The following is a 23,874-nucleotide window of genomic DNA, read 5'->3' on the forward strand; positions in this document are numbered from 1 at the left end:
GACCTTGAAATGCCAAGGTCTAAAGCGTTTGAAAGCCCGAGTATGGAGACGTACTCGGGCTTTTTATTACCTAAATAATTAAAAAAAACGCTTAAAGTTCAATACACTCTAAAAACAGGTTCTAGCAACAATTCGTTAATAAAAAACCGAATACAAGCAATTTTATCTACTAGTCTGAGCTTCCAATCTTTACCGGTATGAAAAGAGAGGGATCATGACACACAAGAAAAGCGTCATTTTTGGGCTGATAGGTGTTGGCATTGTCATTACTGATCTTCGCTTGCACAAGCATTTATGCCATTAAAGCAACCTCGACCACCGAGTTTTGCGTCAGCTGCCATGAAATGGATATTCCATTTGAGGAATATCAATCCTCCCATTACTTTATTAACCGAGAAGGCATCCGCGCTGGCTGCGCCGACTGCCAAATACCACAAAGCCCTACCCGTATGCTCTGGGCCAAGATCATGGCCGGCAAAGACCTCTACCATCATTTCATTACCGGCAAAATCGATACTGGAGAAAAGTTTGAAGAACATCGCCAAGAGCTAGCTGAAATGGTGTGGCATAAGATGGAGAGTCAAGCTTCAGAAACATGCCGTTCTTGCCATAGCTTTGAAGCGATGGACTTTTATGCGCAAAGCGAAGATGCTGCAAAAATGCACCAAATGGCAAAGCGCGTTGAAGAAGGACTTCAAATTCTCTCAAGTAGCGGAGCACTGCAAGACTTTCTGACCAACCACCCTGTTACATCAGCAGCGTTTCCGTTGGAAAAATACCAAAACAATATCAAGTTTGATCTGCACAACCCAGATTTATCACCCGAAACCGAGCAACTAGATGCCAAATTCTGGCTAGCGCTCGATTAAAAAGAAAGCGTTCTAAGATCGCTTGACCTTCCAGTAGCTATAAGCTTTATTCTTACCGACGCTCACTATTGAGATAGGTGTAAATATGAATATTGGCGAAGCGGCTAAGCTAACAGGCTTAAGCGATAAAACACTCAGATACTATGAGAGCATCGGCCTTGTAAGTGCCAAGCGCTCTTCGAATGGCTATCGTCTTTACACCGACAAACAGATTGATGAACTCCATTTTCTGGCGTCTGCACGCCAAACTGGATTCACCTTAGATGAATGCAAGGCACTGCTTGCCTTGTTGCGAGATACGAATCGTCACAGCCGCGATGTCAAAGCTTTCGTGACCGACAAACTCACGAAACTAGATTCCCAAATCGCCGCGCTAAGCAAAATGAAGCAATCGCTCGAACAGCTATCTTCACGCTGCAATGACAACGACGATAGCCAGTGTGCAATTATTGAAGGGCTAAGCAGTAACACCCTCTGCAGTAAGGAGGAGAACAATGAGTGATTCGAAAACAAGCTGTTGCGGTTCGGCTTCTAATCAAGCGTCAGAACCAACAACTAAAAGTTCATGCTGTGGCAACGCAGAAAAGTCTGCAGCCAAACCTGAAGCTAACACACAACAAACGACAAGTTCTTGCTGTGGCTCTAAACCACCAGCTGACGAAGAACAAAGCAACTGTTGCGCACCTGAACCAAATAAAACAGATTGGTTACTTTGGGGTTCTATTCTTGGTGTGGTCGCGTTTTACGGCGCAAGTTTTTTAGATCTCGCACACGAACATTGGCTGGGCGCATTCAGTCATAGCGTACGCGATTTAATGCATGTGATGTGGTGGGGCTTAGTACTCGGCATGATTATGGTCGGAGTGCTCAGCCAAGTGCCACAGAGCTTCGTGCAATCGATGCTTGGTAAAGGCGGAACCTTTACAGGCCTATTACGCGCAACCTTCGCAGGCGTCCTGCTCGATCTGTGTAGTCACGGTATTCTTATGGTTGGCATGGAGCTTCGTAAAAAAGGCGCAAGCCTTGGGCAAACCATGGCGTTTTTGATCGCTAGCCCATGGAACTCGCTTTCACTCACGATCATCATGATTGCATTAATCGGCTTAGAGTGGACGATCATCTTTATTCTGCTCTCAATGCTCATTGGAATTGCGGCCGGATGGATGTTTGATCGACTTGAAAAAAACGGAACACTCCCAAGCAACCCGAACGTACTGCCTTACGATCCCGATTTCAAATTCTGGCCCGAAGCTAAGCGCCAACTGAATGGTGTTTCATGGAATTCAACGCTTCTTAAACGCTTTGTTCAAGGAGGCATTAATGGCTCACGCATTATCATCAAATGGATATTGTTTGGCGTGTTGCTCGCTTCTGCTATTCGCGCCTTTGTGAGCCTAGAGCTTTTCCAAGATTACTTCGGTCCTACTCTGCTTGGTTTATTTGCGACCTTAGTCGCTGCGACCATCATTGAGGTCTGCTCAGAAGGCTCGACACCTATCGCGGCCGACTTGATGACTCGTGCCAATGCCCCCGGTAATAGTTTTGGTTTTTTGATGGGCGGCGTCGCCACCGATTACACCGAAATTATGGTCATCAAAGACACCACCAAATCATGGAAAACAGCACTCTATTTACCGCTGTTAACCCTACCGCAAGTGTTTGTGATTGCGTGGTTGCTTAATCAAAGCGCTGGAAGTTAATGCTTCCAACGCTTTGATTAAGCATCGAGGCTACATCATTCGTTTACTCTCAAGCTTAACTAATCTCTGAACACGTGCTCCTGCATTTCACGTGCTTGTTTGACGTCTGCGCAGTACTCAGCTGTTGGTCTTAAAAGTAATCGCGGAATACCGATTGGATCTCCAGATTCAATACAGTAGCCATACTCGCCCAGCCGAATCCGCTCTAAGGACTGCTGAATCTTAGGGAGTAGCTTTTGCTCTCGGTCAACAATGCGCATAGAAATCGCACATTGCTCTTCCCACGAGGCACGATCTCCTTCGTCAGCCGAATCAACAGGGCTCGACATTTGATCTTTAGCCTCTTGAATTCTCTCTCGTGTAGAGTCATGCAACTCAATTAGCAATGCTTTGAAGAACGCCAGTTGCGCATCGTTCATATACTCGTCTTCAGAGGCTAATTTAATCGTTTCGATTGTGTACTGCTCCGAGGCTTTTTTTGATTTACTCATACTAATCCCATAGGCAATAAAAACAGACTATCCGTGACTATAAAATGTTACGTTATAACATATCAAATAGATTATCATTACGTTTAGTAATCCAAGCCCAGCAAATAATCAGTACACACATTTAAATATTTCCTCGATGACAGACGAACACCACTTATGAAGTGTTATGATTTGTCCAATTCGTCAGCCCTGTTTTTACTATGACCCTGGAGCATTCTCATCGCTACGCGCATTACATCGCTTTCTGAACTCGCAGAACACACAGACTACTCATTGCTAAACGAGTTAAGTCCGGATCCACAATCCAACGAAGATGGGCAAGATCACCGCCCACGCCAAGTATTCTCGGGGCATTATGTTCGCGTCACACCAACTCCGATCGCAACGCCAAAATACATTACGCATAGCCCAAGTTTTTTTGAAGAGCTTGGCTTTGACGAGTCTTTTGCACACACAGAAGACTTTCACCGATTGTTCTCTGGAGATGCCTCACATCTTCCTGCGCCAATGAAGCCCTATGGTTGGGCCACAGGCTACGCCCTTTCTATTTACGGAACTGAATACACACAGCAATGCCCATTCAGAACGGGAAATGGCTACGGTGATGGTCGCGCATTGTCGGTGGTTGAAGCCGAACTAAATGGCAAACGTTGGGAGTTTCAATTAAAAGGCAGTGGTCGCACACCTTATAGCCGTGGCGCTGATGGTCGGGCTGTATTGCGCTCAAGCGTGCGCGAATTCTTGGCACAAGAACATATGCACGCACTTGGCGTAGCGACCTCTAGGTCACTGAGCTTATTTGTATCAGAAACAGAAGTCGTCGAGCGCCCTTGGTATTTACCGGAATCTGATTCTATCGATCCTGAAATACTCGTGGATAATCCGGTTGCGATTTCAACACGCGTTGCACCCTCGTTTTTACGTGTTGGGCAAATCGAGCTCTTCGCACGCCGTGCACGCAGCGATGCACATCCCAATGCACATAAAGAGCTAAAACAAATCGTCGAGCATTTAATCCGTCGAGAATACATTGCAGAAATCGACACCACCCTGCCCTTTGATGAGCAATTAGCCTTACTAGTCGAGGCCTTTCGTGACCGCCTCATTTCACTTGTCTGCAACTGGTTGCGTGTTGGTTACTGCCAAGGCAACTTCAATAGCGACAACTGTGCGGCAGGCGGTTTCACGCTTGATTACGGCCCATTCGGATTCTGCGAACGCTTTGAGCAACGCTTTCAGCCTTGGACTGGCGGAGGAGAACACTTCTCGTTCTTCAATCAGCCCAATGCCGTGCAAGTCAATTTCGAAAGCTTCAGCTCTGCACTGTCTCCGCTTTTAGATGCAGATTCACCAGCGAATACAGTAATAGAACAACTACGTACCGAGTTCTTCGATAAAATGCGCGCAGAGCTCAATCAGATGTGGGCATCCAAGCTAGGTTTAGAAAGTGTCGAGCCTTCATTAGTGAAGCAACTTATTCGCCTAATGGAACTCACGCCTGTCGACTACACCCTATTCTTCCGTGAGCTCTCGAACATCCCCGAAGACAGCTCAGCACTGCACAAGAGTTTTTACAGCGAGCCAGCAAACAGTTTGATGGATGAATGGAATCTTTGGTTTGATCAATGGAAAGCCGCGCTGAGCGCATCGGCAAAAGAGCCATCTCAAATTGCTCAAGAAATGAAACAGGTGAACCCGAAATACATCTGGCGTGAATGGCTCATTGTTCCGGCCTATCAACAAGCAGAAGCTGGCGATTACTCGCTGATTCACGAACTACAGGAAATACTCTCTAATCCTTACGACGAGCAATCAAAAGAGATTGAAGACAAGTATTATCAGCTCAGACCACGCGAGTACTTCCATGCTGGCGGTGTGTCGCATTACAGTTGTTCGTCTTAGATAAATAGAAGTCATTATGTACCGTATTTTATTCGCAACATTACTCCTCGCAGGATGTACAACAGCCCTATGGGCACCGAACTATGAACAACAATGGGTAAACGGGTTCTATTTAAATCAACAAACAAATGAGCTTGTTGTTACAACGAGACATAAAGCATATATATTCCCAATTGAGAGCTATTTTGCTGAAGCCATACTACTTACTAGACACTTCGATTTTTATCCTTCATTTGAAGATTTCAAAGTTAATGATAAAAATCAGGTCACGGGTAGAGTTTCGTTAACGCTTATTGAGCCAACCCCTCCTGAGCAGCTGGAATCAAAAATCAAAGCCCTAGGCTTCAAAAATGATGAGCTGATCAAAAAGTACCGTTTATCTAGGGAAATAAGTGGAAAACTATTCACTATCGAAGGTGAGTTACCACTAGAAAAACTCGAGAATGAATACCCTATTGCAATCGCACAACCAACAACGTTTGTAGAAACTGCAGGAAAAATTGTAGCTACACCAGCAACGATAACCATTGATGCCGTCACCACAATTCCTTCGGTATTTCTTGCTGCGACAGTTATGACAATAGCAAGCCCATAATAAAGGGTTTGAATCGAAACTTATTTTCTTCCCGATCCTTAGTTTCGGATATCAAAACAACCAAAAACAGATCGGCAGTAATATCGCGGTGAAGATGGCGTTGACGATCATAGCGAGAATCGAATACGCGCCACACTTCGGACTAATTTCAAAGGCTTTGACAGTACCAATCGCATGCGCACTTAAACCAAGTGCGAGGCCTTTTTCTTCATCTCGTTTGATAGAGAACTTCTGAAATATATAGGGTGCAACGACTGCGCCGAAGACACCAGTAATCATCACAAACCCAGCAGCGAGGGAAGCAATCGCGCCTGTTTCTTCTGAAACTAAAACCGCAACAGCAGTGGTCACGGATTTTGTCAGCATTGCCAGAACAGATTCATCGCTTGCTGAAAAGAGCAGTAAAATTGCCACAGCTAGGGCAACAGTGACGACCCCTCCCACAAACACCAGTAAGCTGATTTTGGCGAGAATCTTTCGCATATGCTTGGCTTCGTAAAACAAGGGCACTGCCAAGGCCACAATCGAGGGCGCTAAAAACCAATGAATAATCTGTACCGAAGCAAAGTAGTCTTTATAGGAAATCTGTAACACTACTAAGAGCAAAATCATCACAGCAGAACCCGCTAACACGGGTTGTAAAAGCGGATGTAAGCCCGACTTCACGTAGGCTTTGCGCACTAGCCAATAAGTGGCCAGCGTCGCCAAGATCAGCCCCAGATCTGTTAGTAAGGAAGTAGCATCAAGATTTGAGAGAAAGTCCATCACAGTGACTGCTCTCTTTCATCTTTCGAAACGAGCTTTGCGAATAGCCATGGCATTGTAATCAAGGTAAACAGTACACTGACGCAGATGGCAACCAGAATAGCCAGCCATTCTTTTTGGATTAAATGCCAGTGATCCATGATGCCAATACAAGACGGCAGAATAAGCAGCGGGATATACAGGGTAAGGGTTTGGCTAGAGCGTTCTAGGTACTTGCCGGGCTTGCCACGAAATACACATATAGCAAACACAATCAACAAACCAATAATCGCACCCGGAATAGGAATACTAAGTTGATCGACCAACCATGTGGCCAGCACGCTAATAAGACACAGGCTAACTAAGCCAAACACCATGTTCTTCTGCCCAAAACTTTTAATTATTAATATTCACAAGCTCGAGATAATAACGGAGATCATCCACGGCTCAAGCCTGTTTGCTGAATATCCGGCATACAAAGGCCTAAGTTATTCAATGCAGCTTAATCGTCACTGTAATTGATATGACCTGCGTAATTCTGACGATAACAATCCGCACCTATCATCTGTATCTGTTTTTGCATGAACAGATCAAACAAAGTCGTTAAGGCACTATCCCCGACCGCTGATGCAAATGTCTCGACCGTTGAAAGCGCGTCTTCCGATGGTACTTTTCTCACCAAATAATTCGACAATTTATCAAGTGACAAACTGGCCCTTGGCAATTCTGCTAACCAAGGATTGAGGTGTAGTATCTTTTTCGCCTTACGCCATGTTGCATCAATGAGAATATACTGACGTTCAAGACTCTTAGCCTCTGCCTGCATATTTAACTGAGCAAAGCCTGCCTCGACAATGTCGCCCCCAGGAAATATTAGCACCTGTTGTTCACGCTCTTTAGCACGAGGCTCCGGAAACACCTCAGAATCTTTCACTAAAACGCTTGGAAAACGCTGCTTGATTAACGATACCGTAGAGATCGTTTTTTTACGCTCTTCTGGGTGCCTAAAAATAACGACAGAGGTTTGATCTTTGCTAGCTTCGACGTGTCCACACATACACATCTTATGCGGCAAAGCGCAACCAAAACAGTAACGACTGCCTTCGATCTTGGCGTGATAGATAGGCATACGTTTTACCTTGCTTTCATCTTGATGAAGCTTCGCTCCGATTAACACGCCTTGCTCATTCGTGTGCAGTTCAATGCTTCGCTTCGATACGCCATCACAACGTTTAGTCGCGTCATACACACTTACTGAATAAACCTTATCTCTCAATAGGACTGGCTCGCTCTCCAGCATCAACACATGGCCAGTATCTCCAGAACTTGGCAACACATCTTTTCGCCATGCGAGCAAATGTCCAGGCTTTAGCGTACTTATTTTGTTTGAACCAATCTCTTGCAGAAGATTAAAGTAATGCACTGCTTTGGGCCGTGAAAGTCGATACGGAAGCGTAATAGAAAGATGAGACAACAGAAGATTAAACAAGCCTGAGCAGTCACAGCTAATCGCCAACTCATCGACATGGCTTTCTCTAGTAAAAGATTTGGAGGGAAGACTATCCCATTCAGACAGGACTTCGAGTGAGTTCAAAATTAGCTCTCAAGCAAGCAACGTTGTATGCAAAAGCATATTGTAACGCCAACTCGCTCAAGATGCTTCCTGACACAATGACTGCTCTCTCAAGAAAGACGAGTTATCAAGATTTAAACGCTTGGTTCCATGCGCCATGGTCTACCATCGCATTTAGAATAATTTGAGCAAGAAGGTGTGCAACCTCTGCAAGGCAAACGCTTCGCTTCGTTAACGCTTTGATTATTTTGCGACTTTGATGGTGTTTGATTTTGTTGTGTCTGACTCAAAGCTTCAACCCCTTTACATAGTAATAGTGAGGTTAGTGATACGTCAGAGACCTAGCGCCGGTTCAAACCTTATGAACCCGCTGTGGTTTTTTCTCTATTTAGAGGAATGAAGAACATTCTCAAATTGAGTGAGCTCACTATCAGAGGTATTAAACGAGACAACAAGACGCACAAGCGTTGCATCAGAACGATCTTTAGTTGGCAAAAACCGCTTAGGCCATTCATAAAACACAGCGCTAGCGTTTCGCAATTCCTTGATTTTAGCGTTGTCGATAAACGCAAAGACTTCGTTTCCGAAGTTTGCTTGCTGCTCTGGCCAAGCAAGTTCAGAGTAGCGACTGCTCTGGATAGATTGAGCAAGTTTGCGTGCTTGCGCATTGCTCTGTGTCGCTAAATCGAGCCAATGATTTTGCTCAAGCCAACCGCAAAACTGCGCCCCCAATAATCGACCTTTAGAAAGCAAATGCCCTGCTCGCTTACGTCGATATTCAAAGTCTTTAGCAAGTTTTTTATTGAAGAAGATAACCGCTTCGGCCGCTAACGCGCCGTTTTTACTTGCTCCCAAACACAAGACATCGACGCCGGCTTTCCAGGTCATGTCAGCAGGCGAGCAGTTCAATGAGATAAGCGCGTTGGCAAAACGAGCGCCATCCATGTGCACATTCATATCATACTTTTTAGCGAGTGATGTGAGCTCTTGAATTTCTTCCAAACTGTAGGCACATCCGCTCTCGCTGAGTTGCGTGATACTTAATGCGCGAGGTTGTGGAGTATGAGGCTCATGCCCTTCAAACGTTGTTAAGTACTCAAACAATGCCTGCTGACTTAGTTTTGGACGATCAATATCAAGACCTGTTAAACGCGCGCCACCGGTATACATTTCAGGAGCGGTGAGTTCATCATTCAAGATATGTGCGTGATCATGACAGACAATTTGATCCCACGGCTGAACGAGGCAGGATAGCGCAAGGCAGTTGGCGGCCGTTCCAGAGGTAACAAAGTAGGCTTTAAGATCGGTTTCAAAGATCTCGGCTAATAGCAGCTCGGCTTTGTGTGTCCACTCATCTGTGCCATAGCTTGAGCTGGAACCAGCATTTGCAGCAATAATGGCATTTAATACCTGCTCTGAGGCTCCACTTTGGTTATCACTTCCAAAATTCATTCAATCAACTCACTCAATTTAAGTGCCAAATCAGATTGTACTTCTTCAAGTGTTTGGCTTGCATCAAGAATAACGAAGCGTTCAGGATCTTCGCTCGCACGTTCAAGATAGTTATTACGCACACGATTAAAGAAGTCGATTTCTTCCTCTTCAAAACGATCTAGCGCGGCACGTTTGCTTGCCCGTGCCATACCAACTTCAATCGGCGCATCAAGCAATAGCGTAACATCTGGACGCAGATCACCTTGCACAAAGTTTTCGAGGTTGGCAACTTTTTCACTCGGTAATTCACGCCCACCACTTTGGTAGGCATAGGTTGCATCGGTGAAGCGATCACACACAACCCATGTACCCGCGTCTAATGCAGGAAGGATCTTCTCGTTAAGATGTTGCGCACGCGCAGCAAACATCAACAATAATTCGGTATCTGGGCAAACTTTCTCGTCACGGCGTGCAATCAGGACTTCACGAATTTCTTCTGCTAGCGGCGTTCCACCCGGTTCTCTGGTAACAATGCAATGGATACCCTTTTCTCGCAATGTATTCGCTATAAATTCAATATTGCTGGACTTGCCAACACCCTCACCGCCTTCGACGGTAATAAACTTTCCACGCATTCTCGTTTTCTCTCGTCGGGACCAATCTGCTTATGACTGCCCCTATTACTCATAGCTAATTGTAAATCGACTTATAATCGCTTCGTCGACGTAATTGGTATTCTCGTACCGCTTTATTATGCTGTGCCAGCGTTTCGGAAAACACGTGCGAACCGTCCCCCTTGGCAACAAAATACAAAGTCTTTCCAGCCTTTGGATTTAACGCAGCGTGAATCGCTTCGCGACCCGCTAAGGCAATAGGCGTCGGAGGCAAATCATTAATCCGATAAGTATTGTAAGGCGTCAGCTCTTTTAGATGTTTGCGGGTAATATTGCCCTTGTAACGATCCCCCAGACCATAGATCACCGTAGGGTCTGTTTGCAGTCTCATTTTTTTATTCAACCGACGTACGAACACACCAGCAATTTCTTCACGCTCGCTAGGCTTACCGGTTTCTTTTTCAACTATTGAAGCGAGAATCAAAGCTTCATATGGCGTTGCTAATGGCAGTTTAGATTGTCGCTTCGACCATTCTTCGTCTAGCACTTTGAGTAAGCGCTGATGCGCGCGCTTTAAAATGGAAAGATCGCTCTCACCTTTGTGGAAAAAGTAAGTATCCGGATAAATCGCCCCTTCGGGATGCGTGAAAACAAAATCGCCTTTTTGCGGAAGATCGCTTGATTTATTTCCTGTGAGTTTTTGCAGTACCTCTTTGTCACTCAAACCTACCAACACATGTTGCAAGCGAGAATCTGATTCAAGCACTGCACGCGCTTCTTTGAATGTAGATCCTTCAATTAAAACGACTTTATAGCTGACATACTGATTTGATGTAAGCAAGGCAAACAGCTCAACCAGCGTCATATCGCGTTGAATTTCAAACTCGCCGGCTTTGAGTTTCGGACTAAGATTTTTATGGCGAACGTATATCTTGGCCACTTCTTCATATTCAATAATTCCCAATTTATGGAAATCATTAATCACTCGGTTGGACGAGCTTCCTTTTTTAAGTTCGTATACAAAAGGCTCTGTGATTGGTAAGGGCTTTTCGAGATAACGCAGATAAGAAAGGACTGCTAACGCACCAAGCAATGCGAAAAGAACAACTGAGCCGAGAAAAAATTTAAGCCACTTCATAATCAAAACCAAAGCGCTGTTTTACTGTTGACATCATCTTATTTACTTGTGTAGAAGGCGCATATTTTGATTGCTGAAACTGGCTAACAGGCCATACACCAAATACACTGTTGATCATGAGTAAGGCATCTGCCTGATGCAGATCATCCAATGTCATTTGTCGCTCCTGTATCGTGAAAGAGCCATCGAACTCCTCAAGCTCGCCTGCTAGCAAAGCACTTAATAAGGTACCGCGAATTCCACAAACACTCAGTTCTGGCGTGTAAAACGTTCCATCAATCAAAGCGATTAAGTTTGATTTGGTGCCTTCAATAACGTGATTCTTTTGATCAAGCATGACACCTTCCGGCGCGCCGTTTAACTCGCGAGCCCCCATGACCTGATCAAGTCGATTCAGATGCTTGATACCTGCCAACATAGGTTGCTCACTCAAGCGATGCGAACACAAGGCAAGCTCAATCCCCGATGAATAATAAGATTCTTGGTAGTGAGGTAATTCAAATACTTGGATAAATAGATCAACGGAACTCGGCTTTATAGGCGCATAGCCACGCCCACCTTCTTTGCGTGTAGCGATGAGTTTAACCAGACCGTTCTCATGACCGTGCAATTGTAGCTGACGAACGGCGTTCTCTAGCTGATCATCAAAAGCTTCTAGTAGCTCCAGACTAGAACCAAGAGAGAGTACCTCAACACCACGGAGAAATCGGGCGCGATGGTAATCTAGTAACGGCACTTTAGCTTGAACAACACGAATGGTTTCGAAGATACCATCGCCATACGCGAGACCGCGGTTACTCAAACTAAGCGGAGATGTAGATTCTTCCTCAAGCGAGGAATACAGGAGCGCCCCCATTGAGAACCTCTGAATTTATTGTTGTTTTCTAAAGATAAACGCTTATACAGCTTTAAAGATCAAGGTGCCGTTCGTGCCACCAAAACCAAATGAGTTACTCAACACAGTATTAATTTCTGCTTCGCGGGCTTGATTAGGCACAATATCTAACGTGACAGCTTCTTCTTTATCTTCAACGTTAATAGTTGGTGGTGCAATATTGTCACGAATCGCAAGCACACTGAAGATCGCTTCAATCGCACCAGCTGCACCGAGTAGATGGCCAGTCGATGACTTTGTAGAGCTTACTAAGAGCTTCTCATTGGTATCGCCGACTAATTTCTGAATTGCCTGCGCTTCCGCTAAATCACCCAGGGGAGTCGAAGTACCATGCGCATTGATGTAATCAAGTTCACTGGCTGGTATGCCTGCATCATTCAAGGCATTTTGCATTGAGGTCAATGCACCTTCGCCATCTTCAGAAGGCGCTGTCATATGAAATGCGTCATCGCTCATACCGAAGCCAATCACTTCAGCATAAATCTTCGCACCACGCGCTTTCGCGTGTTCATATTCTTCAAGCACAACACAAGCCGCACCATCTGATAACACAAAGCCATCTCGTCCTTTATCCCAAGGTCGTGATGCTTTTGTTGGTTCGTCGTTACGCGATGAAAGCGCTTTTGCGTTAGCGAAGCCCGAGATTGCAACTGGCGTTGTAGCCATCTCCGCTCCGCCTGCTAACATCACGTCTGCATCGCCATAAGCGATGGTTCGCGCAGCGTAACCAATATTGTGTGTACCTGTCGTACAAGCCGTCACAACCGCAATGTTAGGACCTTTAAAACCATACTTAATGGCAACGTTGCCAGAGATCATATTGATGATTGCACTAGGCACAAAGAATGGTGATACGCGTCGAGAGCCAGACTTATGGAAGGTATCTCGTGTACATTCGATCGTTTCGATACCGCCAATGCCAGACCCTACCGCAACGCCTGTCCGTTTTAGTTGTTCTTCAGATAAGGACTCGAGCTCTGCATCCTGCACAGCCTGCATACAAGCAACCATGCCATAGTGCATAAACGCATCCATACGTCGCGCTTCTTTTCGATCAATGTATTCTGACAAATCGAAATCTTTGATTTCACCACCGATTTTTACAGGTAAATCTGTCGTGTCAAAGCGCTCAATCAAACCGATGCCACTTTCTCCCGCTATTAGTTTGTCCCAAGTTTCGGCAACCGTATTCCCGAGCGGGGTTAACGCACCTAAACCTGTGACAGCAACGCGACGTTTTGACATGGGTATCTCCATCCTATGATTTTATAGCTCAGCATTAAGACCAACAGCAGCTATAACAAAAACACTTACTTAATAACCAAAAAACCGCCCAAAGCATTATCGCCATGGACGGTTTGCTAGAGCAAATCGAGTCTTATTGATTAGCAATAATGTAGTCGATTGCTTCTTGAACTGTAGAAAGCTTTTCTGCTTCCTCATCAGGAATTTCAGTTTCGAACTCTTCTTCAAGCGCCATTACTAACTCTACGGTATCAAGAGAGTCTGCACCAAGGTCATCAACAAAAGACGAAGTATTTTGTACTTCAGACTCTTTAACACCTAGTTGTTCACAAACAATCTTTTTTACACGCTCTTCTACAGTGCTCATAGTTTCCTCTCTTCATTATATCGGAGTGCTAACCAGCTTTATGTTTTGATTGATGCTGGTCTGCACGCTCCCTGCTTACGCCCTAGTTGCACGTGTCAGGTAATGTTGCGTGTTAGTCTAGTTGAATCAATGCCCTGAAACAAGTTCCAATCAGGCCTTTAAGACATATACATTCCGCCATTCACATGCAAGGTTTGGCCTGTGATATACGATGCATTCGGTGAAGCTAAAAAGGCGACCGCTGAAGCAACTTCCGCAGAACTACCAAGACGATTCACAGGAATTTTGGACAACATTAAGTCCTTGTTCTCTTCACTCAAATCGTCAGTCATGTCGGTCTGAATATAACCTGGCGCAACTGAATTTACCGTGATGCCACGACTACCGATTTCAGACGCGAGCGAACGTGTAAAACCTTCAATCCCAGCTTTAGAAGCACAATAATTTGCCTGCCCCGGGTTACCCATTTGTGCAACGACAGAGCTCACGTTAATGATGCGCCCCCAGCGAGCCTTCGTCATTCCCTTCAATACTGCTTTCGATGTGCGGTACACAGAGCTCAAATTAGTTTGAATCACTGATTGCCAGTCATCTTCTTTCATACGAAGCATAAGACCATCTTTGGTAATGCCAGCATTGTTTACCAAGATAGAAGGTGCTCCATAAGCTGAAGTTACCATTGCAATGCCATCGCTCACCGAGTCGGGGTCGCTCACATCCATAACAATCCCATCACCATCTAAACCCCATTTGGCAAAATAATGAGAGATAGAAGACGCGCCGGCTTCAGAGGTAGCCGTTCCAATAACAGTTATATTTTCATCAGAAGCTAAAGCCTTGGCGATCGCCTGACCAATGCCGCGACTTGCACCAGTTACTAAAGCTACCTTTCGCTCATTTGATTTCTTTAAACTCATTTACGCTTCCTCACTGAGCGATGCAATCGTTGAGGTGATGCCCTGCCCATCTGAAATTGCGAAATTTTCTAGTGACTTGTCGACGCGACGCGTCAAACCTGCAAGGACTTTGCCTGGCCCACATTCAACAAACTGCGTTGCGCCCTGATCAGCCAAGTAACGTACTGATTTAGTCCACTGCACAGCTTTAGACAAGTGAGGCAATAGATTCGCTTTCAAGTCTTCAATAGACTCTGCTACGGTCGCAGTATAATTTTGAACAATCGGAACCTGCGGCTCGCTAAACGAAATGGCATTGATGGCTTCTGCAAGTTTTTCACCCGCAGGCTCAAGTAAAGCGCAATGACAAGGCACGCTCACAGGCAGCATTGCTGCGCGGCGCGCACCTGCTTCTCTAGCCAACTCAATCGCTTTTTCAAGCGCATCATTCGCACCCGCGATCACTACCTGACCCGGCGAATTAAAATTAGCTGCTGATACAACACCTACACTAGATGCCTCTTCACATACTTTAATAACAGTCTCATCATCCAAACCAAGCAAAGCTGCCATCGCACCTTGGCCCAGAGGAACTGCCTGCTGCATAAGCTGGCCACGCAAATGAACAAGTTTAACGGCATCAGACAATGAAATAGCGCCAGAGGCAACGAGCGCGGTGTACTCACCGAGGCTATGGCCACACATAAAGTCCGGTCGAATCGTTGTTTGAGCACACCACTCTTCCCATACTGCGATACTAGCGGTGAGAATCAATGGCTGCGTAATCTCTGTTTGATTAATTCTCTCTTCAGGACCTTCTAGCGCCAATTTTCTTAAATCGATACCAATCGCGTCAGAAGCTTCAGCAAACACCTGATTTGCCTTCTCTGATGATGCTAACAAATCAGCCATCATGCCCACACTTTGCGATCCTTGACCGGGGAACATAAATACCAACGACATAAAACCTCCTTATATCACCGCAAATTAGTCGAAAGCGATGAACTCTAGTGCTTTGTTAATTTTTTCAGGTAGATTAGAGCGTGCTTCGCGATCCGCAAGCTCAATTGCATGCACAAACGCTTCTACCTTTGCGTTGCCGTGGCTTTTCACCACAACGCCATTTAATCCTAAAAACATTGCTCCGTTGTGCGTATCGGGATCAAGCTGTTTCAGCGCACTAGCCATATGTGGCGCCAACAACTTCGCTAACAAGCGCGTAAACCATGAACGTTCAAAAAAGGCCTTCACCCCATCAAGGATAATATTTGCCGCACCCTCGGCGCTTTTTAGTGCAATATTCCCAACAAAACCATCGCAAACAAGAACGTCAGCTTTACCTCGAAAAATATCGCCGCCCTCAGCAAAACCAATATAGTTAATTTCTGGCGCTTCTCTGATAAGAGAATCCGCCAAACGAACTAACTCGTTGCCCTTAATATTTTCATCACCAACATTAAGAAGCGCAACGTCCGCCTGTTCTTTCTCTTTAATCACTTGCGCAAGTATCTGGCCCATTAAGGCAAATTGCATAAGCTGCTCAGCTGAGCTATCTACATTTGCACCAAGATCAAGAACTAAGGTTCCACCATTTTGAGACGGAAATAGCTTTGTGATAGCTGGGCGATCAACACCATGAAAGGTCCCTAAAATGGAGCGCCCTAAAGCCATCAAGGCTCCGGTATTTCCACCACTGACCACTGCTGATACTGAGCCATCACGCGCCATCTTTAGTGCTTCAGCCATTGAGCTATCTTGCTTTCGACGCAACACCACTGAGGGCTTGTCATCCATAAGAACAACAGAGTTAGCTGGGCTTATTTCAAGACGATGTTTTAATGAGGAATAGAGCGGGTGCTGAAACAAAAAAACCTCCAACTCGCTTTGATTACCAACCAAAACAATGTCAGAGGTTTTGTTTCGTTCTAAGAACGAAAGTGACGCATTAACCGCCACTTGTGCGCCATGATCACAACTCATCGCATCAACAGCGATGCGCAGGTTTCCTGTCATAGCGTGCGAATAATTCGCTTAGTCGTCTGCTTTCTCGATAACTTGCTTACCACGGTAAAAACCGTCTGCAGTTACGTGGTGACGACGGTGCGTTTCACCAGTAGTTGAGTCAACTGAAAGAGTTGCACCAGTTAGCGCGTCGTGTGAACGGCGCATGCCACGCTTAGAGCGAGTTTTGCGATTTTGTTGAACAGCCATACGTTTCTCCCGAAAGGTGTCTTTCTCATGTGGCGCAATCTATAAATGCGCGCAAATCATAAACTATTTTATGAGCTTCAATTCAGATAACACAGCAAAAGGATTTTCTTTTTCCGGTGCTTCTTCGATTTCTTGCTCTTCCCCAAACTGCTCTGCTTTACAATCATCATGATAGGAAAACATCGGCAAACTGAGGATCAATTCCTCTTCGACCACATCATAAACCGGCATAACTTCCGGCTCGACCAAAAGCGGCTCGTAGTATCCAGGTAGGTTCTTAGCTTGCTCATCTGATAAGACAATACCAAGCTGAAAGTCTGACTCTACTACCTTGTTAACCGCTTCTAAGCAACGCTCGCAGGTCAAAGCTAATTCCGCTTTCAGGTGCCCTTTGAGAACTCTAAGATGTTGCTCATCGCGATCAAACTCAAGCATTACTTCTACATCCCCTTCAGTACTTAGCACAATATCTGCCAAACGAGGCATGCATTGCACTGCAATTTTCCCCTGCAAAACCTTGTTTTGGTCAGCGTATTTAAGGGGATCGACAGTCTTTGGGAGTGAGTGATCCGACATAAGCGCGCAATTCTATTGGCGAGACCCGTACTTGTCAAAAGAAAACAACATTTTTTTAACAATCGTTCAAAGCAGTGCACAACTGAGGCTTCAGCATCAGTTTGGAATATGAAACACTAGCGCCAATTCGAACTATTTCAAGAAAACTAAATGACTACCCATCGCATAATTCTTGGCTCATCTAGCAAATACCGCAAAACTCTATTAGAAAAGCTGTTTTCTCATGTTGAATGCATTGCTCCTGAGATCGATGAAAGATCTATTTCGGCCAACTCTCCAAAAGACTTAGCTCTAAAGCTCGCATCACTAAAAGCGCATAATGTGGTGGCATCACTCTCATCACCAATCAAAAGCATTGTTATCGGTAGCGATCAGGTAGCTTATTGCGACGGAGTATATCTTCATAAACCAGGTTCTTTCAAAAAGAACTGCGAGCAACTCGCCTTCTGCTCAGGCAAAGAGGTTTCGTTTTTTACTGCTCTTTCGGTCGTTAACACCGAAACAATGCAGGAAGAAACCACTTGCGATCTAACGCGCGTGAAATTTAAGCCTTTAACATCCGCCCAAATTGAAAGCTATGTGCAAAAAGAGCCATCTTATGATTGTGCGGGCGGATTCAAGGTCGAAGGTTTAGGCGTTACGTTGTTTGAGGCGATTGAGACAAAAGACCCAAATGCTCTGATAGGCCTCCCATTAATAGAGCTATGCCACATACTTAAGCGCTTCGGTATTATGCTCCCATAAAAAAGGCAGCTAATTAGCTGCCTTATATAGCTTTTTAAAAAATCTAACGAAGCTGCATGGTATTCAAACCTAATACTGAACTGATCGCTCCGCCGATGGATACACCCAAGGACTCTGTAAATTGCTGGAGTGGGTCTGGCTGCAATGAGAAGTCAACAATATCTTCAGCACCGACAAGCTCGCGCGCCACGTAACCAGAACTACCTAATCCGTCAATCAAGCCCAACTCAAGAGCTTGCTCCCCATTCCAGATCAATCCACTAAATAACTTATCGTTTTCTACCAAACGATCACCACGCCCTTCTTTCACCTTATCAATGAATTGCTGATGCGTACTAGTTAATACAGTTTTCCAGAATGCCACCTCTTCTGGATCCTCTTCACTAAACGGGTCCAGAAATGCTTTGTGCTCACCAGAGGTATAAGTGCGACGCTCAACGCCATATTCATCAATCAGGTCAACAAAGCCAAAACCTGCTGCTGTTACACCAATAGACCCAACTAAGCTTGCTTTATCTGCATAAATTTCGTCAGCAGCCGCTGCCATGTAATAAGCGCCAGAGGCTCCCAAATCGGTAATCACTGCATAGAGTTTTTTCTCAGGATACAAGCCGCGCAACCGCTTGATTTCATCATAGACGTAGCCAGACTGAACTGGACTTCCGCCCGGGCTGTTAATTCTCAAAATGACCGCTTTAGCCCCTTCTGCCTCAAATGCAGAGCGTAAACCTGTCACGATCACATCAGCACTAGCATCTTCTTGATCTGCAATCACTCCTCGCACATCAATCAAGGCAGTGTAATTTTCGGAGTCAACCTGCATACCGCTTGGACTTAAACCATTTGCCATCATGCCAAGCAAAATGAATAAGTAAGCGAAGGTCAGCAACTTAAAGAAAATACCCCAACGACGAGTACGTCGCTGCTCAACCCCTAAAGTAGCTACCGTTTTTTCAATTAACTTCCATTCTTTAGAGTTGGAACTAGTTGGCTGAGGGACTGCCTTTACGTTATCTGAGTTTTCCAAAAGGAACTCCTAGTTTATTGTTTTATCAAAATTACTAATCAACGATCGACTTGAGAACGCCCATGATAAAAAATCTAGAGCTTTATATCGTCATGTGATTCGACGAGCCATGCTAGCAGCTCAGGCATCGCATCAACAATGCGCTTCGGATTATATTGCCGTAAGCTCTTCACCGCATGCACACCGTAGCTTACGCCGACACTAGGCATCTGTGCCTTCTGCGCCATTTCCATATCAAAGGTCGTATCACCAACCATCAACATTTGATCTCGCGGCACCTTCAAATGGTCAGAAATCTCGATAAGCATTTGCGGGTGCGGCTTCGATCGCGTTTCATCCGCGCACCGTTCAATATCAAAAAACTGTCCTAGCCCACTCTGCTCCTTCGCCATATCAAGACCGCGTCGACTCTTACCTGTCGCTACAGCTAAAACAAAGCCTCGATCTTTTAGCTCTTTAAGCACGTCGAATACGTCTGGAAACAACGATAACTCTGCACCTTCATTCTTATGGAATTGCTTAGAATAGTGCGCCCTCAACGTCTGAATCTGATCCTCAGTAATATTGGGATAAAGTTCAAACAAAGCCTCTTTCATACCGAGACCGATGATACTCTTCATGCGGGCGTAGCTGAGCTCAGGCAGGTCGCACACTTGTGCAGATTCAGCGATGCAGGAAACGATATGACGCTCCGAATCTACCAAGGTTCCATCCCAATCGAACACAATCGTTGAATATCGCACTAAAGTAACTCCATTTTCTCAAGAGCTTGCATGTAGCGCTCGTCATATTCAGCTTCAAGTCGCATGCGTTGCGTTTTGCCTCCCTTTATTGGCAAGTCAAATTCTATGGCCCGCGCATGAAGCATCAAACGCGCCTTCTCCATTCCGCCCTGATCTTCGACCAAGTTCTGAATATACTTAACATCCCCCACAATTGGATGTTTAGAAAACGCGGCATGGACGCGAATTTGGTGCGTACGCCCAGTAATCGGCTTTGCTTCAACCAAGGTAAACTTATCCGAACGATTCAGAATCGAAAACTTCGTTTGGCTCGGTTTTCCGTCAGCACTCACCACCACCATACGCTCGCCAGATTTGAGCTCATTCTTACGAAGCGGAGCATCCACCATCACTTTGTACTTTGGCCATTTACCGAATACCGCTAAATGGTAAATCTTGTTCACCGTATCATCTCTAAATTGCGCATGAAGTGCTTTTAAGGCAGGACGACTCTTAGCAATCAGAACAGCACCAGAGGTATCTCGATCTAATCGATGAACTAGCTCAAGAAACTGATGTTCGGGGTATTTTGTACGCAAAGCCTCTATCAAACCCAAGTTCACACCACTTCCGCCATGAACAGCCAAGCCAGAAGGTTTATTGATCACTAAAAGCTGATCGTCTTCATAGAGAACTGAATCTTTAAGCGCTTGAGACAAAGAATCGCTAACCTTAACTTGTCCGTTAACGCTGTTCGTTGTGTGCATAGGAGGAACGCGAACAATATCACCGAGCTGTAGCTTCGTTTCTGGCTTACATCTTTTTTTATTTATGCGCACATCACCTTTACGAATCACGCGATAAATTTTTGACTTCGGCACACCCTTGCACGCACTCAATAAAAAATTGTCGATCCGCTGAGTTTCGTTCTTCTCAGTAATGGTGACTAATTGCACACCATGCCCCAAAGGCTTCTTTTGTCCTTCAGGTTTTTGAGCTTTTACTTTTTGATCTGCCACCTACACCTCTAAGTCGTTGCCCGACCTACCAATTACTGCTATATTCGCTTCCGCGTCGGCCCCTTTTAAATCCAAAGGTGCTTGAAACGACATTTTCGTTTCCGCAATCATACAGCTTTAGCCCCGTAAAATACGCACATTCTTCACTAGAATCTGCAGGAAAAAAGAGTATAGCCGCTTTGCACTTGTTGCAAAAAAACAGCAATGAGAAAAGCGTTGGCAAAGTTGAATGATGGTGATGCATTGGTAATACATATCGTTCGAAGCCTTGAAGCCTGCCTATCGCATAGCGCTCACTGTGCTCACGGTATGAAAAGAGAAACACCCAAAGGAACATTTGTTTTTACGCAGTTTGCAAAACAAATGATTGGATAAATACGCTGTACAGCGTAGCGCAAAAGATCTTTAGATGATGCTTAAAGAGGCCTTCGTAAGCCATTCAAAGCATGATCACGACACAGGCCGACACCGTGAGTTCACAAGACTTGCGTTGTAAAGAGACCATAAGACCTGCTGTTTACAATGAGATGTTAGTTCAACAGAGCAGCTATAAAACCTGGAGTTTAGTGTTTGCATGCTCGTTTTAACGCCACAGTTGTAGGTATTCTAACCCTCGATCTTTCTGCCCTTCCTGTATACAGCGCCATATTGGACGTTGTTCATGAAAAGAATGTTAATCAACGCGACTCAAAGCGAAGAGTTGCGTGTAGCCCTCGTTGACGGGCAAAAACTCTACGACCTAGACATTGAAGCCGGCTCTCGCGAGCAAAAGAAAGCAAACATTTATAAAGGCAAAGTAACCCGTGTTGAACCTAGCCTAGAAGCTGCTTTCGTCGATTTCGGTGCCGAGCGACACGGCTTCCTTCCTCTTAAAGAAATTTCAAAAGAATACTTCAAGCCAAGCGCTGGCAAAGGCCGCGTTAACATCAAAGATGCGATCAGCGAAGGCCAAGAAGTAATCGTACAGGTTGAAAAGGAAGAACGCGGTAACAAGGGTGCTGCACTCACTACGTTTATCAGCCTAGCTGGTCGTTACTTGGTACTCATGCCAAACAACGCAAGAGCCGGCGGCATTTCTCGCCGAATTGAAGGGCCAGATCGCGCACAGCTAAAAGAAGCAATGTCTGGCTTAAACATGCCTAACAGCATGGGCGTTATTGTTCGCACTGCAGGCGTTGGTCGAAGTACTGAAGAACTACAATGGGACCTTGACTACCTTGTTCAATTTTGGGATTCCATTAAGACTGCGTCTGAGAGCCGCCCCGCTCCTTTCTTAATCTACCAAGAAAGCAACGTAATCATTCGCGCTATTCGAGACTATCTGCGCCAAGATATCGGCGAGGTATTGGTCGACGCACCTGCAGTATTTGAAGATGTATTGAATTTCGTTCGCGCTGTAATGCCGGCTTATGAAAACAAGATCAAACTCTACCAAGACGAGATCCCATTATTCAGCCGCTATCAAATCGAAGCGCAAATCGAAACAGCATTCCAACGTGAAGTAAAATTGCCGTCTGGCGGTTCTATTGTTATCGACCCAACAGAGGCACTTGTCTCGATTGATATCAACTCGGCGCGTGCAACAAAAGGCAGCGACATTGAAGAAACAGCACTTCAAACAAACCTTGAAGCCGCTGATGAAATAGCACGCCAACTTCGCTTACGTGATATGGGCGGTTTGATTGTTATTGACTTCATCGACATGGGCCCTAGCAAAAACCAACGCGAAGTTGAGAACCGTATGCGTGACGCACTTGAGTTAGATCGCGCACGTGTTCAGGTCGGAAAGATCTCTCGCTTTGGCCTGCTAGAAATGTCTCGCCAACGCTTGCGTCCTTCACTCGGCGAAACACGTTCAGAAACTTGCCCTCGTTGTAACGGACAAGGCACCATTCGTGACATTGAATCTCTTGCACTATCGATCATGCGTTTGATCTACGAAGAAAGTGCAAAAGAAAAAACTGGTGCGATACAAGCAATCGTCCCAGTTAGCGTTGCAACCTTCCTTCTGAATGAGAAGCGTAAGCAAATCGTTGAGATTGAAAGTAAGCAAAACGTTGATGTCATTATTGTTCCTAAAGATCATCTAGAAACACCTCACTTCGAAGTGACACGTTTGCGTGAAGATGATTACGCAAACCTTGAGGACACACCAAGCTATACACTTGAAGTTAGCCAAAACGAAGAAGAGCAAAGCACCGCTGCACAACCACGTGAAACAGTTAAAGAAGAAGCCGCAGTGAAGACGATTACGCCTCGTCCTCCAGCTCCAACTTCTTCGAACGAAGGCGGTTTGTTTGCAAAGATTGCTAGCAAGCTCTCTGCAATGTTTAGCTCTGAAGAAAGCGAGAAAGAAGAAGAGAAACCTTCTCCTAAAAATCGCAACAACAACCAACGTCGCCAAAACAGTAATCGACAAACGAATGCTAAACGCACTAAGCGTGGTGATGACCGTAATAATCAGCAAAACCGTAATAACAAACGGGAGCGCAATGATGAACGCCAAGGTCAGCGCAATAACAAGCGCAACAATGATAAAGCGCGTTCAAATGATCGAAATACGGCTGAAAAAGAGCAAAACGCGCCGCGCAATAAACAGAATCAAAGCAAGCAAAACGACAATACAGATAGCGCCAACAAGCGACCACGTCGTCAACGCAATGCAGGTTCTAACAATCAGAAGTATCGCGAGAAGCCACGCCCTGAGCCTATCTCTGATGAAGAGTTGGCAAAAGTAGCGCCAGCAAAAGCGGAAGCAGAAAAAGCGACAACGGATGCTCAAGAAGCACCTGTTGCAGCAACGGACGCAGCACAAAACGACTCGAACGCGACGCAAGAGAAAGCGCCACGCTCAAACAATCGTCGCCGCAACCGTCGTCGTAATGCACCTAAAGCGGAAAACACGACGGCAACTGAAGCTGCAAGCACTGAAACGCCTGCTACTGAAAAAGCTCCGGCAGCAGAACCAGTTGCCAAAACAGCAGCGCCTGCTGAGAAAGTCACTCAGCCAACTGCTGATTCGACAGAAAAAGCAACGGCTAACGCAAAAGCAACTAGCGCTGAAAAGCCAGCAGAAAAAGCAGCGTCGGAGCCTGAAAGTGCAACACCGAAT

The 23,874-nt window shown here is 45.4% G+C and carries 26 protein-coding genes; 8 read left to right on the forward strand and 18 right to left on the reverse strand.

Going from position 1 to position 23,874, the window contains the following annotated elements:
- The first annotated feature begins 251 nt into the window (after nt 1-251).
- The 3 genes from A3738_RS24465 (at nt 252) to A3738_RS24475 (ending at nt 2,569) form a co-directional block, all read left to right on the forward strand.
- A complete protein-coding gene (locus A3738_RS24465) occupies nt 252-869 on the forward strand; it encodes a NapC/NirT family cytochrome c (protein ID WP_231876752.1) in 618 nt (205 codons plus the stop codon).
- An 85-nt stretch (nt 870-954) separates the two neighbouring features.
- On the forward strand, nt 955-1,371 hold the full coding sequence (locus A3738_RS24470) for a MerR family transcriptional regulator (RefSeq protein WP_068475151.1): 417 nt from the start codon (nt 955-957) through the stop codon (nt 1,369-1,371).
- Nucleotides 1,364-2,569, forward strand: coding sequence for a permease (locus A3738_RS24475; protein WP_068481518.1), 1,206 nt, complete (start codon nt 1,364-1,366; stop codon nt 2,567-2,569). Before A3738_RS24470 ends, A3738_RS24475 begins: the two co-directional genes overlap by 8 nt.
- 59 nt (nt 2,570-2,628) lie before the next feature.
- Here A3738_RS24475 and A3738_RS24480 read toward each other — a convergent pair whose 3' ends face one another.
- Entirely contained in the window at nt 2,629-3,060 is a 432-nt protein-coding gene (locus A3738_RS24480) for a TraR/DksA C4-type zinc finger protein (protein ID WP_068481514.1), read from the reverse strand.
- Between the two features lie 273 nt (nt 3,061-3,333).
- Here A3738_RS24480 and A3738_RS24485 point away from each other — a divergent pair, with 273 nt between their 5' ends.
- Both A3738_RS24485 and A3738_RS24490 read left to right on the forward strand, forming a co-directional pair.
- Entirely contained in the window at nt 3,334-4,962 is a 1,629-nt protein-coding gene (locus A3738_RS24485; protein ID WP_231876753.1) for a YdiU family protein, read from the forward strand.
- Nucleotides 4,963-4,978: 16 nt separating this feature from the next.
- Entirely contained in the window at nt 4,979-5,557 is a 579-nt protein-coding gene (locus A3738_RS24490; RefSeq protein WP_068481507.1) for a hypothetical protein, read from the forward strand.
- Between the two features lie 51 nt (nt 5,558-5,608).
- Here A3738_RS24490 and A3738_RS24495 read toward each other — a convergent pair whose 3' ends face one another.
- From A3738_RS24495 to A3738_RS24560, 14 genes are all read right to left on the reverse strand, one after another.
- On the reverse strand, nt 5,609-6,322 hold the full coding sequence (locus A3738_RS24495) for an LrgB family protein (RefSeq protein ID WP_068481504.1): 714 nt from the start codon (nt 6,320-6,322) through the stop codon (nt 5,609-5,611).
- Nucleotides 6,322-6,678, reverse strand: a complete 357-nt coding sequence (locus tag A3738_RS24500; protein WP_068477609.1) for a CidA/LrgA family protein — start codon at nt 6,676-6,678, stop codon at nt 6,322-6,324. The genes A3738_RS24495 and A3738_RS24500 overlap by 1 nt, the downstream gene beginning before the upstream one ends.
- 125 nt (nt 6,679-6,803) lie before the next feature.
- Nucleotides 6,804-7,895, reverse strand: a complete 1,092-nt coding sequence (locus A3738_RS24505) for a tRNA-uridine aminocarboxypropyltransferase (RefSeq protein WP_156502665.1) — start codon at nt 7,893-7,895, stop codon at nt 6,804-6,806.
- Between the two features lie 363 nt (nt 7,896-8,258).
- Nucleotides 8,259-9,326 (reverse strand): low specificity L-threonine aldolase, encoded by a 1,068-nt coding sequence (locus A3738_RS24510; protein WP_068481498.1) that lies wholly within the window; start codon nt 9,324-9,326, stop codon nt 8,259-8,261.
- Entirely contained in the window at nt 9,323-9,943 is a 621-nt protein-coding gene (gene tmk, locus A3738_RS24515) for a dTMP kinase (RefSeq protein ID WP_068481495.1), read from the reverse strand. The genes A3738_RS24510 and tmk overlap by 4 nt, the downstream gene beginning before the upstream one ends.
- A gap of 55 nt (nt 9,944-9,998) precedes the next feature.
- Entirely contained in the window at nt 9,999-11,060 is a 1,062-nt protein-coding gene (gene mltG / locus A3738_RS24520; protein ID WP_068481492.1) for an endolytic transglycosylase MltG, read from the reverse strand.
- Nucleotides 11,047-11,916, reverse strand: coding sequence for an aminodeoxychorismate lyase (gene pabC, locus A3738_RS24525; RefSeq protein ID WP_068479312.1), 870 nt, complete (start codon nt 11,914-11,916; stop codon nt 11,047-11,049). Before pabC ends, mltG begins: the two co-directional genes overlap by 14 nt.
- A gap of 42 nt (nt 11,917-11,958) precedes the next feature.
- The gene (gene fabF / locus A3738_RS24530; RefSeq protein ID WP_068479310.1) at nt 11,959-13,200 is read right to left on the reverse strand and encodes a beta-ketoacyl-ACP synthase II; all 1,242 of its coding nucleotides are present in this window, start codon (nt 13,198-13,200) and stop codon (nt 11,959-11,961) included.
- A gap of 133 nt (nt 13,201-13,333) precedes the next feature.
- On the reverse strand, nt 13,334-13,567 hold the full coding sequence (gene acpP, locus A3738_RS24535; protein WP_068479307.1) for an acyl carrier protein: 234 nt from the start codon (nt 13,565-13,567) through the stop codon (nt 13,334-13,336).
- Nucleotides 13,568-13,725: 158 nt separating this feature from the next.
- Nucleotides 13,726-14,484 carry a 3-oxoacyl-ACP reductase FabG gene (fabG, locus tag A3738_RS24540; RefSeq protein ID WP_068481489.1) on the reverse strand — a complete coding sequence of 253 codons (759 nt, stop codon included), beginning with the start codon at nt 14,482-14,484 and terminating at the stop codon, nt 13,726-13,728.
- Entirely contained in the window at nt 14,485-15,426 is a 942-nt protein-coding gene (gene fabD, locus A3738_RS24545) for an ACP S-malonyltransferase (protein ID WP_068481486.1), read from the reverse strand. It abuts the gene before it with no gap.
- A gap of 24 nt (nt 15,427-15,450) precedes the next feature.
- Nucleotides 15,451-16,476 carry a phosphate acyltransferase PlsX gene (gene plsX, locus A3738_RS24550; protein ID WP_068476089.1) on the reverse strand — a complete coding sequence of 342 codons (1,026 nt, stop codon included), beginning with the start codon at nt 16,474-16,476 and terminating at the stop codon, nt 15,451-15,453.
- Between the two features lie 18 nt (nt 16,477-16,494).
- Nucleotides 16,495-16,674, reverse strand: coding sequence for a 50S ribosomal protein L32 (gene rpmF / locus A3738_RS24555; RefSeq protein ID WP_068476088.1), 180 nt, complete (start codon nt 16,672-16,674; stop codon nt 16,495-16,497).
- A 63-nt stretch (nt 16,675-16,737) separates the two neighbouring features.
- Complete coding sequence (locus A3738_RS24560) at nt 16,738-17,250, reverse strand: YceD family protein (RefSeq protein ID WP_068481483.1); 513 nt, start codon at nt 17,248-17,250, stop codon at nt 16,738-16,740.
- A gap of 150 nt (nt 17,251-17,400) precedes the next feature.
- Between A3738_RS24560 and A3738_RS24565 the strand changes: the two genes are divergently transcribed.
- The gene (locus A3738_RS24565; protein ID WP_068481480.1) at nt 17,401-17,994 is read left to right on the forward strand and encodes a nucleoside triphosphate pyrophosphatase; all 594 of its coding nucleotides are present in this window, start codon (nt 17,401-17,403) and stop codon (nt 17,992-17,994) included.
- 43 nt (nt 17,995-18,037) lie between these two features.
- Here A3738_RS24565 and A3738_RS24570 read toward each other — a convergent pair whose 3' ends face one another.
- The 3 genes from A3738_RS24570 to A3738_RS24580 form a co-directional block, all read right to left on the reverse strand.
- Nucleotides 18,038-19,021, reverse strand: coding sequence for a S49 family peptidase (locus tag A3738_RS24570; protein WP_068481477.1), 984 nt, complete (start codon nt 19,019-19,021; stop codon nt 18,038-18,040).
- A gap of 74 nt (nt 19,022-19,095) precedes the next feature.
- Nucleotides 19,096-19,764 carry an HAD family hydrolase gene (locus A3738_RS24575; RefSeq protein WP_068481475.1) on the reverse strand — a complete coding sequence of 223 codons (669 nt, stop codon included), beginning with the start codon at nt 19,762-19,764 and terminating at the stop codon, nt 19,096-19,098.
- On the reverse strand, nt 19,764-20,762 hold the full coding sequence (locus tag A3738_RS24580; protein WP_156504475.1) for an RluA family pseudouridine synthase: 999 nt from the start codon (nt 20,760-20,762) through the stop codon (nt 19,764-19,766). The genes A3738_RS24575 and A3738_RS24580 overlap by 1 nt, the downstream gene beginning before the upstream one ends.
- Before the next feature lie 216 nt (nt 20,763-20,978).
- On the opposite strand from A3738_RS24580, the gene A3738_RS30155 reads away from it, so the two are divergent.
- Together A3738_RS30155 and rne are read left to right on the forward strand one after the other, a co-directional pair.
- Nucleotides 20,979-21,137, forward strand: coding sequence for a hypothetical protein (locus A3738_RS30155; RefSeq protein WP_156502214.1), 159 nt, complete (start codon nt 20,979-20,981; stop codon nt 21,135-21,137).
- Between the two features lie 286 nt (nt 21,138-21,423).
- The coding region (gene rne / locus A3738_RS24585) for a ribonuclease E (RefSeq protein ID WP_082890138.1) at nt 21,424-23,874 on the forward strand (2,451 nt) is incomplete at its 3' end.

The sequence above is a fragment of the Oleiphilus sp. HI0066 genome (assembly GCF_001635725.1).

Bases quoted from the DNA above. Each gene is read 5' to 3' on its own strand.
- fabD (WP_068481486.1), bottom strand. From the start codon at position 15,426: ATGTCGTTGGTATTTATGTTCCCCGGTCAAGGATCGCAAAGTGTGGGC.
- fabF (WP_068479310.1), bottom strand. From the start codon at position 13,200: ATGTCAAAACGTCGCGTTGCTGTCACAGGTTTAGGTGCGTTAACCCCG.
- mltG (WP_068481492.1), bottom strand. From the start codon at position 11,060: ATGAAGTGGCTTAAATTTTTTCTCGGCTCAGTTGTTCTTTTCGCATTG.
- A3738_RS24560 (WP_068481483.1), bottom strand. From the start codon at position 17,250: ATGTCGGATCACTCACTCCCAAAGACTGTCGATCCCCTTAAATACGCT.
- acpP (WP_068479307.1), bottom strand. From the start codon at position 13,567: ATGAGCACTGTAGAAGAGCGTGTAAAAAAGATTGTTTGTGAACAACTA.
- A3738_RS24480 (WP_068481514.1), bottom strand. From the start codon at position 3,060: ATGAGTAAATCAAAAAAAGCCTCGGAGCAGTACACAATCGAAACGATT.
- plsX (WP_068476089.1), bottom strand. From the start codon at position 16,476: ATGACAGGAAACCTGCGCATCGCTGTTGATGCGATGAGTTGTGATCAT.
- A3738_RS24495 (WP_068481504.1), bottom strand. From the start codon at position 6,322: ATGGACTTTCTCTCAAATCTTGATGCTACTTCCTTACTAACAGATCTG.
- A3738_RS24490 (WP_068481507.1), top strand. From the start codon at position 4,979: ATGTACCGTATTTTATTCGCAACATTACTCCTCGCAGGATGTACAACA.
- A3738_RS24470 (WP_068475151.1), top strand. From the start codon at position 955: ATGAATATTGGCGAAGCGGCTAAGCTAACAGGCTTAAGCGATAAAACA.
- rpmF (WP_068476088.1), bottom strand. From the start codon at position 16,674: ATGGCTGTTCAACAAAATCGCAAAACTCGCTCTAAGCGTGGCATGCGC.
- fabG (WP_068481489.1), bottom strand. From the start codon at position 14,484: ATGAGTTTAAAGAAATCAAATGAGCGAAAGGTAGCTTTAGTAACTGGT.
- tmk (WP_068481495.1), bottom strand. From the start codon at position 9,943: ATGCGTGGAAAGTTTATTACCGTCGAAGGCGGTGAGGGTGTTGGCAAG.
- A3738_RS24510 (WP_068481498.1), bottom strand. From the start codon at position 9,326: ATGAATTTTGGAAGTGATAACCAAAGTGGAGCCTCAGAGCAGGTATTA.
- A3738_RS24565 (WP_068481480.1), top strand. From the start codon at position 17,401: ATGACTACCCATCGCATAATTCTTGGCTCATCTAGCAAATACCGCAAA.
- pabC (WP_068479312.1), bottom strand. From the start codon at position 11,916: ATGGGGGCGCTCCTGTATTCCTCGCTTGAGGAAGAATCTACATCTCCG.
- A3738_RS24500 (WP_068477609.1), bottom strand. From the start codon at position 6,678: ATGGTGTTTGGCTTAGTTAGCCTGTGTCTTATTAGCGTGCTGGCCACA.
- A3738_RS24475 (WP_068481518.1), top strand. From the start codon at position 1,364: ATGAGTGATTCGAAAACAAGCTGTTGCGGTTCGGCTTCTAATCAAGCG.